Source organism: Variovorax sp. LjRoot290, from assembly GCF_964253985.1.
Taxonomy (GTDB): domain Bacteria; phylum Pseudomonadota; class Gammaproteobacteria; order Burkholderiales; family Burkholderiaceae_C; genus Variovorax.
Window position 1 is genome coordinate 4,948,704 of sequence record NZ_CAXURW020000001.1, and the last position, 12,265, is coordinate 4,960,968.

The 12,265-nt window shown below is 68.7% G+C and carries 13 protein-coding genes; 1 reads left to right on the forward strand and 12 read right to left on the reverse strand.

Features of this window, described 5'->3' with window-relative positions:
- Position 1: 1 nt before the first annotated feature.
- The 11 genes from ACSQ9A_RS24470 to ACSQ9A_RS24520 all read right to left on the reverse strand — a co-directional run bounded on the left by ACSQ9A_RS24470 (position 2) and on the right by ACSQ9A_RS24520 (position 10,476).
- Positions 2-970 carry a tripartite tricarboxylate transporter substrate binding protein gene (locus tag ACSQ9A_RS24470; protein WP_436305532.1) on the reverse strand — a complete coding sequence of 323 codons (969 nt, stop codon included), beginning with the start codon at positions 968-970 and terminating at the stop codon, positions 2-4.
- Complete coding sequence (locus ACSQ9A_RS24475; protein ID WP_436305533.1) at positions 967-2,340, reverse strand: MmgE/PrpD family protein; 1,374 nt, start codon at positions 2,338-2,340, stop codon at positions 967-969. Before ACSQ9A_RS24475 ends, ACSQ9A_RS24470 begins: the two co-directional genes overlap by 4 nt.
- Entirely contained in the window at positions 2,330-2,827 is a 498-nt protein-coding gene (locus ACSQ9A_RS24480) for a 3-isopropylmalate dehydratase (protein ID WP_436305534.1), read from the reverse strand. Before ACSQ9A_RS24480 ends, ACSQ9A_RS24475 begins: the two co-directional genes overlap by 11 nt.
- The gene (locus tag ACSQ9A_RS24485) at positions 2,824-4,101 is read right to left on the reverse strand and encodes a 3-isopropylmalate dehydratase large subunit (RefSeq protein WP_436305535.1); all 1,278 of its coding nucleotides are present in this window, start codon (positions 4,099-4,101) and stop codon (positions 2,824-2,826) included. Before ACSQ9A_RS24485 ends, ACSQ9A_RS24480 begins: the two co-directional genes overlap by 4 nt.
- Positions 4,098-5,054 carry a tripartite tricarboxylate transporter substrate binding protein gene (locus ACSQ9A_RS24490; RefSeq protein WP_093103857.1) on the reverse strand — a complete coding sequence of 319 codons (957 nt, stop codon included), beginning with the start codon at positions 5,052-5,054 and terminating at the stop codon, positions 4,098-4,100. The genes ACSQ9A_RS24485 and ACSQ9A_RS24490 overlap by 4 nt, the downstream gene beginning before the upstream one ends.
- Before the next feature lie 25 nt (positions 5,055-5,079).
- A complete protein-coding gene (locus tag ACSQ9A_RS24495) occupies positions 5,080-5,790 on the reverse strand; it encodes an ABC transporter ATP-binding protein (protein ID WP_436305536.1) in 711 nt (236 codons plus the stop codon).
- Positions 5,787-6,542 carry an ABC transporter ATP-binding protein gene (locus tag ACSQ9A_RS24500; protein WP_436305537.1) on the reverse strand — a complete coding sequence of 252 codons (756 nt, stop codon included), beginning with the start codon at positions 6,540-6,542 and terminating at the stop codon, positions 5,787-5,789. The genes ACSQ9A_RS24495 and ACSQ9A_RS24500 overlap by 4 nt, the downstream gene beginning before the upstream one ends.
- Positions 6,535-7,515 carry a branched-chain amino acid ABC transporter permease gene (locus tag ACSQ9A_RS24505; protein ID WP_436305538.1) on the reverse strand — a complete coding sequence of 327 codons (981 nt, stop codon included), beginning with the start codon at positions 7,513-7,515 and terminating at the stop codon, positions 6,535-6,537. The genes ACSQ9A_RS24500 and ACSQ9A_RS24505 overlap by 8 nt, the downstream gene beginning before the upstream one ends.
- Entirely contained in the window at positions 7,512-8,384 is an 873-nt protein-coding gene (locus ACSQ9A_RS24510) for a branched-chain amino acid ABC transporter permease (protein ID WP_436305539.1), read from the reverse strand. Before ACSQ9A_RS24510 ends, ACSQ9A_RS24505 begins: the two co-directional genes overlap by 4 nt.
- A 91-nt stretch (positions 8,385-8,475) precedes the next feature.
- Positions 8,476-9,678 (reverse strand): ABC transporter substrate-binding protein, encoded by a 1,203-nt coding sequence (locus ACSQ9A_RS24515; RefSeq protein WP_436293706.1) that lies wholly within the window; start codon positions 9,676-9,678, stop codon positions 8,476-8,478.
- 15 nt (positions 9,679-9,693) lie between these two features.
- Positions 9,694-10,476 (reverse strand): GntR family transcriptional regulator, encoded by a 783-nt coding sequence (locus ACSQ9A_RS24520; protein ID WP_093104163.1) that lies wholly within the window; start codon positions 10,474-10,476, stop codon positions 9,694-9,696.
- A 126-nt stretch (positions 10,477-10,602) separates the two neighbouring features.
- On the opposite strand from ACSQ9A_RS24520, the gene ACSQ9A_RS24525 reads away from it, so the two are divergent.
- Positions 10,603-11,355: a tetratricopeptide repeat protein gene (locus ACSQ9A_RS24525; RefSeq protein ID WP_436305540.1), complete on the forward strand. Its 753-nt coding sequence runs from the start codon at positions 10,603-10,605 to the stop codon at positions 11,353-11,355.
- Between the two features lie 40 nt (positions 11,356-11,395).
- On the opposite strand, the gene ACSQ9A_RS24530 is transcribed toward ACSQ9A_RS24525, so the two are convergent.
- Complete coding sequence (locus tag ACSQ9A_RS24530) at positions 11,396-12,244, reverse strand: fumarylacetoacetate hydrolase family protein (RefSeq protein WP_436305541.1); 849 nt, start codon at positions 12,242-12,244, stop codon at positions 11,396-11,398.
- Positions 12,245-12,265 lie beyond the last annotated feature (21 nt).

A 12,265-nucleotide genomic window follows, 5' to 3' on the forward strand; every position in this document is an offset into this window, starting at 1 on the left:
GTCAATCCACTTTCGCTCCGCTTGCCTTCACGACCTTGCCCCACTTGTCGATTTCGCGCTTCACATGCGCCGCAAACTGGACCTGCGTGGAGCCCACCGGCTCGGCGCCCAGCGCGGCCAGCTTCTCGCGCACCTCGGGCAGCTTCAGGATGCGCTGCACCTCGGCCGAGAGCTTGTCCACCACCGGCTTCGGCGTGCCCTTGGGTGCGAACAGGCCCGACCACGCGTCAGCGTAGAAGCCCGGGTAGCTCTCGGCGATGGTCGGCAGCTCGGGCAGTGCCGGCGCGCGGTGCAGGCTGGTCAGCGCAATGGCGCGCAGCTTGCCGGCCTTCACGTGCGGCAGCGCCGAAGGCAGGCCATCGACCATCATCTGCACCTGACCGGCCAGCAGGTCGGAGACCGCGGGCGCACTGCCCTTGTAGGGCACATGCGTGATCTCGATGCCGGCGGCGGACTTGAGCATCTCCATGCCCAGGTGCGCGGCCGTGCCGTTGCCGAGCGATGCGTAGTTGAGCTTGCCGGGCTCGCGCCTGGCGAGCGCCACCAGCTCGGCCAGGTTGCTGACCGGCACGGAGGGGTGCACCACCAGCACGTTGGGCACCACCGCGACCTGGCTGATGGCGACGAAGTCGGCCACCGGGTCGTAGGGCATCTTGCTGTAGAGCGAGGTGTTGATCGCGTGCGATCCGGTCACGCCCATCACCAGCGTGTAGCCGTCGGGCGCGGACTTGGCGACGAAGTCGGAGCCGACATTGCCGCCGGCGCCCGCGCGGTTGTCCACCACCACCGGCTGGTTCCACTTCTCGCTCATCTTGGTGGCGACCAGGCGCGCCGCGGCGTCGGTGGCGCCGCCAGCCGGGAAGGGCACGACGATGCGGATCGACTTGTTCGGGAAGTCGTCGGCCTGGGCCGCGGCGAGAAGCGGCAGGCTAAGGAGGAGCGTGGTCGCGAGATGGCGCAGGCGTTTCATGGTCGTATGGAAGTGGTGTGAAGAGGAACGAGTTGCTGCCAGAGCAGGCGCAGGTCGATGTCCTGCTGCGCGTCGAGCGCGGTGTTGCAGAAGAGCGCGGCCCGCTCGCCGGCGAGGCTGCGCGCGACGTAGCGCCTGAACTTGGCGACGAGCGCCGCGCGGTCGAGCGGATGGGCGGCATCGCCCGCAATGGTGTGCACGGCTTCCTGCAAGCGGCCGGAGGAATGCTCCACCACCAGCGTGGCGCCGCGCTGCTTGCGCGCCGTCAGCTCCGCATCGGGCTTGAGCACCACCAGCGCTTCGAGCCGCCGCAGCTCGGCGTCGTCGAAGCGCGCTTCAGTGTAGACCGAGGGGTCGATGTCGCCGAAGCGCAGCATCGCCGCGATGCCGAAGCTGAGGCTGAACTGCGCCTGGATCGGCGTGCGCGGCGCGCGGTTGCCGCAGTAGACGATGGCTTCTTCGTAGACCTTGAGCGTGATGCCCTGAATGCCCCGGGTATCGCCGGCCAGTCGTTCGCGAAGCTGCCGCGCAGCCACCGCGCCGTAGTGAACGTGGCGCACCGCCGCGAAGGGCTTGAGATACGCATCCAGCAACAGCGTGATCTCCGCATCGGGCAGCGCCTGCGGCGCGGCGGCCGCATGCGCGTTGGCATAGTGGGCCAGCGCATCGGCCGGCGCGTCGATGCCGGCCGCGCTCGCGAAGGCCGCTTGCAGGCCGAGCGAGGCGCTGTGCCCGAGGTAGGTGTTGCGCGCCGTGCGGCCCTGGGTCACGGGCAGGTAGAGGCTGGTCGCGAGCTGGCAGGCGGCGATGCCGATCGCCTGCACGATGCCCGCCGCGGGCAATCCGATGAGCCGCGCCACGCCGGCGGCGACGCCGAGCGCCGGCCAGTTGGCATCGACATGCATGCCCGGGCGAATGCGCAGCCAGGCGCCGCAGCGTGCGCCGACCTCGTAGCCGAGCACGAAGGCATCGACGAAGGCGTCGAGCGTCGTATCTCGCTGCAGCGCCAGCGGCAGCAGCGCCGCCACCAGCGGCACGCCGGGCCGGCCGTGCGCGAGCGCGTGGCCTTCGCAGGCTTCGTCCCAGGTGGCGGCCATGGCCAGCACCTGGGCCGCGGCGTGCACGCTCATCGAGGGACCGTCGGGCAGCGCGAAGCCGCCGGGTTCGCAATCGGCCACCGCCGCTTCGAGCTGCCGCACCTCTCTTGCATGGCGGCCTGCGATCGCGCAGCCGACGGTGTCGACGAGCAGGCGCCGCGCCTGCTGCGCGGCTTCGGGCTCTGCCGAGCGCGCCGCGTGCCGCGCCACGGTGGCATGCAGCACCGCGAGATGCGCGTCCCAGCGGCGCAGGTCGCCTTCTTCAGCGCGCATGCGCGTCCCCGGTGGCGAGACGCAGGCGCAGCTGCTTCAACAAGCCGCCCGCGCGCGCCATGTCCATGAGGAAAGCCGGCACCGGCTCGCAGGCCAGCGTGCGGCCCTCGGCGGTGCGCACAGCCGGCGTCTCTACATCGAGCTCTACCCTCTCGCCTTCCTTCAGCGATTCGGCTTCCGCGCAAGTGAGCAGCAGCAGCCCCACGTTGAAGGCGTTGCGGAAGTAAAGCCCGCTGTACGAGGGTGCGATCACCGCCGCCACGCCCAGCTGCACCAGCACCGCCGCGGCCTGCTCGCGCGAAGAGCCGATGCCGAAGTTCGGGCCGGCCACGATCACGTCGCCGCGCCGCACCTCGCGCGCGAACTCGGGGCGCACGGCTTCGAGGCAATGCTGCGCGATGGTCTCGATGCCGTGCTTCATCGCATGGCCGGGGGCCAGCGCGTCGGTGTCGATATCAGCGCCCAGGCACCACACGCGGTGAGTCATTGCAGGATCTCCCGCGGGTCCGTGACGCACCCGCGCAGCGCCGAAGCGGCCACGGTATAGGGCGAACCGAGGTACACCTGCGCCGTCGCCGAACCCATGCGCCCCTTGAAGTTGCGCGCGGTGGTCGAGATCACGGTGATGTCGTCGCCCATCGGATCGCCATAGCCGGAGCACGCGCCGCAGGCGGTCGGGAAGAGTTCGGCGCCGGCGTCCATCAGCACCTGCAGCACGCCCTCTTCGCGCGCCTGCTCCTGGTCCTGCAGGCTGGCCGGCGCGACGATCAGGCGCACCCCGGCCGCCACCTTGTGACCGCGCAGCACCTGCGCGGCGGCGCGCAGGTCGTCGAGCTTGGCGCCGGTGCAGGCGCCGATGTAGGCCACGTCGACCGGCGTGCCGGCATCGCGGCTCACGCCGTGGGCATTGGCCGGGCTGTGCGGCGCCGCGACCTGCGGCTCCAGCGCGGCGGCGTCGAAGCGGTGCTGCTCGAACGTGGCACCTTCATCAGTGAACCACGGCGCGATGTCCACCGGCGGCGCGCCGGCCTCGGCGAGGTAGGCGGCGGTGGTCGCGTCCGGCGCGATCAGCCCGGCCTGCGCGCCGAGCTCGGCGCTCATGTTCGACAGCGTCATGCGTTCCTGCATCGACAGCGCGGTCACGGCCGGGCCGCAGAACTCGACCGCCTGGTAGCGCCCGCCGTTCATGCCGAAGCGGCCGATCATGGAGAGCATCATGTCCTTGGCCGTCACGCCGGCAGGCAGCGCGCCATCCCACCACATGCGGATGGTCTCGGGCACGCGCAGCCAGATCTCACCGGTGACCACCACGCCGAGCATCTCGGTGCTGCCGACGCCGAACATGTAGGCACCGAACGCGCCGCCGGTGGGCGAATGCGAATCGCCGCCCACGCACAGCATGCCGGGGCGGATGTGCCCGTGCTGCGGCACCACCACGTGGCAGATGCCCTGGCTGTCGTAGACATGCGGCAGCTTCTGGTCGCGCGCCCAGTCGCGCGCGATGCGCACGATGCGGCGCGAGTCCTCGTCGCGCTCGGGCACGTAATGGTCCATCACCAGCACGATGCGCGACTTGTCCCAGACCTGTGCGCCCAGTTCCTCGAGCATCGGCTGCAACCGGCGCGGGCCCGATGAGTCGTGGAACATCGCGAGATCGACCGCGCAGGTCACGACCTCGCCCACCGCCACCTGCGCGCGCCCGCAGGCGCGGGCAATGAGCTTCTGCGCCAGCGTCTGCGGCGCGCGTGCAGCGGCGCTCATTCCGGCCTCGCTCCGGAGAACTTGACCACCTTGGCCCAGCGCGTGATCTCGCTCTGCACGAAAGCCGAGAACTGCTCGGGCGCGTTGCCGACCGGGATCGCGCCCTCGGTCTCCAGGCGCTTGCGCATCTCGGGTTGCGCAATCGCCTGCCGCGCCGCATCGCTGGTGCGGCGCGCGACGTCGGCCGGCATGTTGCCCGGCCCGAAGAGCCCGAACCAGGCGCTCGACTCGTAGCCCGGCAGCACCTCGGCGATCGCAGGCACCTCGGGGAAGGCGGGCAGGCGCTTCGCGCTCGTCACGCCCAGCGCCTTCAGCTTGCCGGCCTTGATATGCGCCTGCACGTTGCCGACCGCCGCGAACATCAGCTGCACCTGGCCCGCGAGCACGTCCTGCACGGCCGGCGCGGTGCCGCGGTAGGGGATGTTCACGATGAAGGCGCCCGACTGCATCTTGAAGGCGTCGCCCGCCATGTGCAGCGAGGAGCCAATGCCGCCGATCGCGAAGTTGAGCTGCCCCGGCTTGCTCTTGGCCAGCGCGATCAGTTCGCGCACGTTGTTGGCCGGCACCGATGGATGCGCGACCAGGATGGAAGGCGCGGTCGCGACGCAGGTCAGCGCCGTGAAGTCCTTCACCGGATCGAAGGGCAGCGACGGGTAGAGCGTGGCATTGATCGCATGGCTGGTGAAGCTCATCAGGAGCGTGCTGCCGTCCGGCGCCGCCTTGGCCACCGCGTCCGCCGCGATGTTGCCGCCGGCACCCGGCCGGTTCTCGACGATCACCGTGCGGCCGAGCACCGGCCCCATGCTGGCCGCCAGCGTGCGCGCCAGCGTGTCGGTGGAGCCGCCGGCCGGCGCGCCGACCAGGATGCGCACCGGCGCGCCGCCGATCTGGGCGCGCACGCCGCCGGCGAATGCCGCCGCCATGGGTGCAATGAGGATGTCACGACGTTTCATGTTGTCTCCTTCTGGCGCGGCCGGATCAAAGGCCCAGGTAAGCGCGCCGCAAGTCATCACTTGCCAGCAAGTCCTTCGGCAAGCCCGAGAAGCGCACGCTGCCGTTCTCCAGCACGTACGCACGATCCGCGATCTCCAGCGACTGGCCCACGTTCTGCTCGACCAGCAGCACCGCAAGGCCGTCGTCGCGCAGTTGGCGAATGAGCGAGAACATCTCCTCCACCAGCAGCGGCGACAGGCCCAGCGAGGGCTCGTCGAGGATCAGCAGCACCGGCTCGGCCATGAGGCCGCGGCCGATCGCGAGCATCTGCTGCTCGCCGCCGCTCATCGTGCCGGCGTGCTGGCGCAGGCGCTCCTTCAGGCGCGGGAAGATCGCGAACACGCGCTCCAGGTTGAGCGCGCGGCGTTCGCGGGCGCGCGTGAAGGAACCGAGCTCGAGGTTCTCCAGCACGCTGAGGTTGGGGAACACCTTGCGACCCTCGGGCACCTGGATCAGCCCGGCGCGCACCACCTCGCGGTAGTGGGCGCCGCTCAGGTCCTGCCCGTCGAAGCGCACCGTGCCGGCCCAGGCCGGGCAGAGGCCGCAGACCATCTTGTTGAGCGTGGACTTGCCGGCGCCGTTGCTGCCCAAGAGCGCGACCATCTCGCCGGCATTTACCTGCAGGTCGACCCCGCGCAGCACTTCGACGCGGCCGTAGCCGCCGCGCAACTCCTTGATGTCGAGCAGGACCGTCATGCCGCCGCTCCCGCGGCGCGCAGCCGCGCCGCCGTGCCGTGGCCCAGGTAGGCCTCGACCACCTTGTCGTTCGACGTGACCTCGGCCGGGCTGCCCTCGGCAATCAGGCGGCCCTGCGCCAGAACCCAGACATGCTCGGCCAGGTGCATCACGGCCTGCATCACGTGCTCGATCATCAGCACCGTCACGCCGCTCGCGGCAATGCCACGCACCACCGGCATCATCTCGGCGATCTCCCGCGGATTGAGGCCGGCCAGCACCTCGTCGAGCAGCAGCAGGCGCGGCTGCGTGGCGAGCGCGCGTGCCAGCTCCAGCCGCTTGCGGCCGGCCACGGTGAGGTCGGAGGCCGGTTTGTCGATCTGTCGCGCAAGGCCCACTTGCTGCGCCACCGCCTCCGCGCGCGCCAGCGCGATGCCGCGGCTGCGCTCGTGCAGGTGCGCGCCGACCGCGATGTTCTCGCGCACCGTCTGGGCCGCGAAAGGCTTGACGATCTGGAAGGTGCGCGTCATTCCCAGGAGCGCATTGCGATGCGGCTCGCGGCCCGTGATGTCCTGACCCGCGAAGCGCACCGTGCCGCTGTCGGGCTTGAGGAAGCCCGACATCAGCGCGAACAGCGTGGTCTTGCCGGCGCCGTTGGGGCCGATCAGCGCGCACAGGCGCCCTTCTTCCACCGCGAGGCTCACGTCCTGCACCGCCGCGAGGCCGCCGAAGGAACGCGAGATGCCGGCGAGGGACAGCAGCGCTTCAGCCACGGCGGCCTCCCTTCCCGGCCCAGAGCTGCCGTGCCGACAGGCCGATGCCCGCGATGCCGCGCGGCACGAAGATCACGATCAGCACCAGCACCACGCCGTAGATCACCATGTTGATGCCCGGGAGCTCGCCGAACAGGTTGCGCGTAAGGTCCGACAGCACGTGCAGCACGAGCGCGCCCAGCACCGGCCCCCACAGCGTGCCCATGCCGCCGACGATGGCCGCGACCAGCGCCTCGACCGAGGTCGCGGGGCCGTAGGCGATGCCGGGGTCGATGTACTGGAACACCTGCACGTAGAACGCGCCGGCCGCGCCCATGAAGGCGCCCGAGATGCCGATGGCCGCGAGCTTGACGTTGAAGGGGTTCACGCCCACTGCGCGCGCCGCATCCTCGTTGTCGCGCACCGCCTGCAGGCAGGCGCCGAAGCGGCTGTTGCGCAGCCACCAGGTGACGATGAGCGCGGCCGTGACGAAGCCCAGCACCAGCCACAGGTAGCCGCTGCGCGAGGCGAACTGCAGGTTGGCGGCGGACTCGCGCAGCGGCACCATCAAGCCCACGCCGCCGCCGGTGAAAGGCACCGACAGCGCGAGGATGCGGAACGCCTCCGCGAAAGCCAGCGTGACCAGCGCGAAGTAGGAACCCTTGAGTCCGTAGCGAAAGCTCAGCGCGCCGACGAAGAGTCCCACCAGCGCCGCGCCCGCCACCGCGAGCGGCAGCGCGACCCAGGCGTTGATGCCGCCCTGCAGCTGCGCGATGGCCTGGATGTAGGCGCCGGTGCCGAAGAAGAGCGCATGGCCGAAGGAGAACTGCCCGCCAAAGCCGCCGAGGATGTTCCAGGCCTGCGCAATGAGCGTGGCATAGAGCGCCATCATCACGAAGTTGAGCGTGGTGCCGGACGCCGTGACCAGCGGCACGCAGGCCACGAGCACCGCGAACAGCGCAATGAGGGCGAGTTGCCGGTTGCCTGCGCTCATGCCCTCGCTCCGAACATGCCTTCGGGCCGGAACAGCACGACGCCGATGAAGATCGCGAAGATGCCGATCTGCCCCAGCGACTCGCCGAGGTAGAGCCCGCCCAGCGACTCCACCACCCCGACCAGGAAGCCGCCGACGAGCGCGCCGACGAAGCTGCCCATGCCGCCGAGCACGACGACGGTGAAGGCCACCAGCACGAAGCCGCTGCCCACCTGCGGGTTGACGTAGTAGGCCGGCAGCAGGAAGCACGCGGCCGCGCCCAGGCAGGCCAGGCCGATGCCGAAGCTCATCGCGTAGACATGGTCGACGTCGATGCCCATGAGCTTGGCGCCTTCCCTTTCCTTGGCCACCGCGCGGATCGCGCGGCCCAGGTCGGTACGGCCCATGATCCAGAACAGCAGTGCCGACACCACCAGCGCGCCCGCGAAGGCCACCAACTTGGGCACCGCGATCATCGCGGGCCCGATGGCCACCGTGCTGAGCGAATAGGCGGTGTCGATGTTGCGCGTGTCGGACTTGAAGAAGATCAGCGCGAGGTTCTCCATCACGATCGCGATGCCCAGCGTGGCGAGCAGGATGTTCTCGTCCTTGCCGTGGCCCGCGCGGTTGATCACGATGCGCTGCAGCGCGTAGCCGAGCGCGAACATGCCCGGCACGACGATCGGCAGCGCCAGGTAGGGGTCGACGCCCCAGCGCTCCTTGAGGAAGTACACCGCGTACAGCGCCAGCATCAGGCAGGCACCGTGCGCGAAGTTGATGATGTGCAGCACGCCGTAGATCAGCGTGAGGCCGAGCGCGATCAGCGCATAGACCGCGCCGGTGGTGAGGCCGTTGAGGACGGAGGGAAAGAGAATGCCGAAGTCGAGCATGGTCAGGCGTCTCGAAGATGCACGCCGATGGACAGGCCCGCAGCCCCCAACCTAGCCCTCTCCCGGGAGGGGAGGGAACAAGAGATGGTGCTCATGCCTTGAGCGGGAACACGGGATCCACCTCGCGGTAGTCGCGCGGAATGATCACCTTGATGTCGTTCTTCACCACCTGCGTCATCAGCGGCTGCGCGCCCTCGTTCTGGCCGTTCGTGAATTTCGTCGGGCCATACGGCATGATGTGATTCGAGAAGGTGCTCTTCTCCAGCGCATCGATGATGGCAGCGCGCTCGGCCGACCTGGCACGCTCCAGCGCATCGGCCAGCAGCCACATCGCGGTGTAGGTCATGAACACCTCGTAGCTGAAGAACTGGCCCTTGGCCTCGACCCGCTTCTTCAGTTCCTGCGAGCGCTTGTCCTTCGGGTTGAACCAGTGATTGCAGTCGATGATGCCGTTGGCCGCGTCCGGAAACTCCTTCACGAACTTGTAGCTCGATGCCGCGCCGCCCAGCACCGAGAAGATCGCCTTGGGACTGACCTTCTGCTGCTGCATGGTGCGCACCAGGAGCGCGTACTCGTTGTAGTAGTTGGCCGGGATCACGATGTCCGGGTTGACCGACTTCATGCGCAGCACGATGTTGTTGAAGTCGCGCGTCGGATTCGCGTGCTTCACCACTTCCTTCACGTCGAAGCCATAGCCCGGCAGCTCGCGCGACAGCAGCGCCGCCGTGCCGGCGCCGAACAGCGACTCCTCGTGGATGATCATCACCGTCTTGGCCGGATTGCCCGCGGCCTTGTTGAGCACCAGCAGATTGGCCATCGCGACCTCGGTCGACTTCTTGTAGCCGGGGCCGAAGCGAAAGGTGTTCTTCAGGCCGCGCTCGACGATCTGGTCGGCCACGCCCACATCCACCACGTGCGGCAGGTTGTACTTGGCCGCGGCCTGCGTGGTCGCGAGGCAGATGGCCGAGGCATAGGCGCCGACGATGGCCGAGACGCCTGCCTCGTTCATCTTCTCGACCTCCGCCGTGCCGGCCTGCGGCTGCGACTGCGCATCGCCGAGCAGGGCCTCGATCTGCGCGCCGCCGAGCGACTTGATGCCGCCGGCCTTGTTGATGTCCTCGATCGCGAGCTGTGCGCCCAGGCGGCATTGCTGGCCCGAATAGGCGAGCGCGCCGGTCACCGGATGCAGCACGCCGACCTTGACGGTCTTCGGCTGCGCGCCGGCCACGAGCGGGAATGCGATGGCGGAAGCCACGGCGGCGGATTGCGACATGAAGCGGCGACGATTCGACATGGGGCTTTTCCTCTTTCAGTTGAACTGGGCTGACACATCCTTGCTGACCCACACCTTGGCGTCGATACTGCCCACGCGGGACAACTGCATCTCGTAGGTGTAGCGGTCGGGCCGGTAGAAGCCGTGCAGCCACTGCACCGGCCGATCGGCGTCGTCGTAGACGAGGCGGCGCACGGCCAGCAGCGCCGAGCCGACGGAGACTTCGAGGTGTTCGGCCAGCACGTTGTCCGCAAGCCGCGCAGAGATCGTCTGGTGCGCGCGCCCGACCTTGACGCCCGCCTCTTCCAGCAGCACGAGGATGGGCTTCTTGGCGAGTTCGCGCCGCCCGAAGCGCCGCGCCACCTCGGCCGGCACGTAGGTGGTGATGTGCGAGAGCGGCCCCTCGCGCGTCGAGCGCACGCGCACCGCCTTCTGCACCGCATCGCCGAGCTGGATCTGCAGCGCCTCGGCCACCTGCGTCGAAGCCGACACCATCGCGACATCGACCACCTTGACCGAGGTGCGCAGGCCCATGGTGACCAGGTTCTCCAGCAGGCCATGCAGGTTGGCGCGCTGGCTGCCCTCGTTCTCGCGCGGCTCGGCGGCCGACACGGGCGGCACCGGCCGCGTCCGGCGCCCGGGGTTGCGCGAGATCAGCCCTTCGGTGGACAGCCGCTCCAGCGCGCGCCGCACGGTGACGCGCGCCACGCCGAACTGCGCCATCAGCGCCAGCTCGCCCGGCACGCCTTCGGCGAAACGCCCTTCATCCAACTGCTCGCGCAGCACCAGGTAGATCTGGTGGTATTTCGGCAAGGGCATCTGCGACATGCCCTGAATGTTTGTGCAGTTCTAATGTTCTGTCAATGAGACATTTGAAGTCGGCGCGGGCCCTCTGTCCTGGGGACGCGTGTTCAGCTAAGCTCGCCCGCAGAGGAGGAGGGAAACGTGAGGACATTCCTGCTGGCGCTGGCGATGACCGTCGCCTTCCTCGCTTCCGGCTGCGCGACCGGCCCGGGTGCCAAGGCAACGGCGCCCATCGCGAAGGAGACACAGGCACAGGACTTGGCCGACTTCCAGAAGGCGAGCCTTCTGGTCTTCAAGCAAGCCAAGCCTGCGGAAGGTCTGCAAGTGATCGATGGATTGATCGGTCGCTTCGAGGCCCGATACCGCGACAGCAAGCAGCACATCTACAGCGCGCGCACCTTGCCCGAAAGCCTCTACTACATGACCCAGGCGGCGAGCGATCGGAAGGATGCGATCGACGTCGGCCCGACCTGGGGCCATGCCCAATACCTCAAGGGCTATGCGCTGATCGAACTGAAGCGAGTTCCCGAAGGACGCCGCGCGATCGAGCGCGCGATCGAGCTCTCGCCTGCCAATGCGCAATTCCGCTCGGAGCTCGGCCACACCTACCAGGTCGACAAGAACTGGCCGAAGGCGCTCGAGATCTTCACCGAGGCCGAGCGCCTCATCGAGTTTTCCAAGGACGACGAAAGGGTTCGCCACCAAACCCGCGCACTGCGCGGCCAGGGCTTCGCCCTCATCGAGATGGGCCGTCTCGACGAAGCCGAGAGCCGCTATCGCCGCTGCCTCGAACTCGATGCCGGCGACAGGCGGGCGCAGACGGAGTTGCGCCTCATCGACAGTCTTCGCGCGCGCGGTCGTACGACGCTTCCCGGACGCCCCACGCCGCTTTGAAGACAAAAAGCGGCGGCAAGCAGGCCGCCGCCTCGCGCGTTCAAAGCTTGAACGCCACCACGTCCTGCCGCTGCTCCCCCAGCCCCTCGATGCCCAGCGTCATCACGTCGCCCTTCTTCAAATAGAGCGGCGGCTTCATGCCGAGGCCGACGCCGGGCGGCGTGCCGGTGGTGATGACGTCGCCGGGCACAAGCGTCATGAACTGGCTCACGTAGCTCACGATCTTGGCGATGTTGAAGATCATGGTCTTCGTGTTGCCGGTCTGCATGCGCTTGCCGTTGAGGTCGAGCCACATCGCGAGCTTCTGCGGGTTGGGCACTTCGTCGCGCGTCACGAGCCAGGGGCCGATGGGGCCGAAGGTGTCGCAGCCCTTGCCCTTGTCCCAAGTGCCGCCGCGCTCGATCTGGAATTCGCGCTCGCTCACGTCGTTGATGACGCAGTAGCCGGCCACGTAGTCGAGCGCGCTCTTCTGCGAGACGTAGCGCGCCTGGGCGCCGATCACCACGCCGAGCTCCACCTCCCAGTCGCTCTTGACCGAGTTCTTGGGCAGCATGACCGGATCGTTCGGGCCCTGGATGCAGCTCGTGGCCTTCGTGAAGACCACTGGCTCGGCCGGGATCGGCAGGCCCGACTCGGCCGCGTGGTCGGCGTAGTTGAGGCCGATGGCGATGAACTTGCCGACATCGGCGACCGGGCTGCCGTAGCGCGGCTTGCCCTTGACCAGCGGCAGCTTGTCGGTCTTCAGCTTGCGCAGCTTGGCCAGCGCGGCATCGCCCAGCTGCTTGGGGCCGATGTCCTCGACCACCGCGCTCAGGTCGCGCAGCAGACCCTTGTCGTCGATGAGGCCGGGCTTCTCCTTGCCGGGGTTGCCATAGCGAACGAGTTTCATGTGTGCCTTTCTTGTTGCGAG

What these genes read in the sequence shown, in the direction of transcription:
- ACSQ9A_RS24470 (WP_436305532.1), bottom strand. Translation starts at nt 970, where the DNA reads ATGAAACGCCTGCGCCATCTCGCGACCACGCTCCTCCTTAGCCTGCCG.
- ACSQ9A_RS24475 (WP_436305533.1), bottom strand. Translation starts at nt 2,340, where the DNA reads ATGCGCGCTGAAGAAGGCGACCTGCGCCGCTGGGACGCGCATCTCGCG.
- ACSQ9A_RS24480 (WP_436305534.1), bottom strand. Translation starts at nt 2,827, where the DNA reads ATGACTCACCGCGTGTGGTGCCTGGGCGCTGATATCGACACCGACGCG.
- ACSQ9A_RS24485 (WP_436305535.1), bottom strand. Translation starts at nt 4,101, where the DNA reads ATGAGCGCCGCTGCACGCGCGCCGCAGACGCTGGCGCAGAAGCTCATT.
- ACSQ9A_RS24490 (WP_093103857.1), bottom strand. Translation starts at nt 5,054, where the DNA reads ATGAAACGTCGTGACATCCTCATTGCACCCATGGCGGCGGCATTCGCC.
- ACSQ9A_RS24495 (WP_436305536.1), bottom strand. Translation starts at nt 5,790, where the DNA reads ATGACGGTCCTGCTCGACATCAAGGAGTTGCGCGGCGGCTACGGCCGC.
- ACSQ9A_RS24505 (WP_436305538.1), bottom strand. Translation starts at nt 7,515, where the DNA reads ATGAGCGCAGGCAACCGGCAACTCGCCCTCATTGCGCTGTTCGCGGTG.
- ACSQ9A_RS24510 (WP_436305539.1), bottom strand. Translation starts at nt 8,384, where the DNA reads ATGCTCGACTTCGGCATTCTCTTTCCCTCCGTCCTCAACGGCCTCACC.
- ACSQ9A_RS24515 (WP_436293706.1), bottom strand. Translation starts at nt 9,678, where the DNA reads ATGTCGAATCGTCGCCGCTTCATGTCGCAATCCGCCGCCGTGGCTTCC.
- ACSQ9A_RS24520 (WP_093104163.1), bottom strand. Translation starts at nt 10,476, where the DNA reads ATGCCCTTGCCGAAATACCACCAGATCTACCTGGTGCTGCGCGAGCAG.
- ACSQ9A_RS24530 (WP_436305541.1), bottom strand. Translation starts at nt 12,244, where the DNA reads ATGAAACTCGTTCGCTATGGCAACCCCGGCAAGGAGAAGCCCGGCCTC.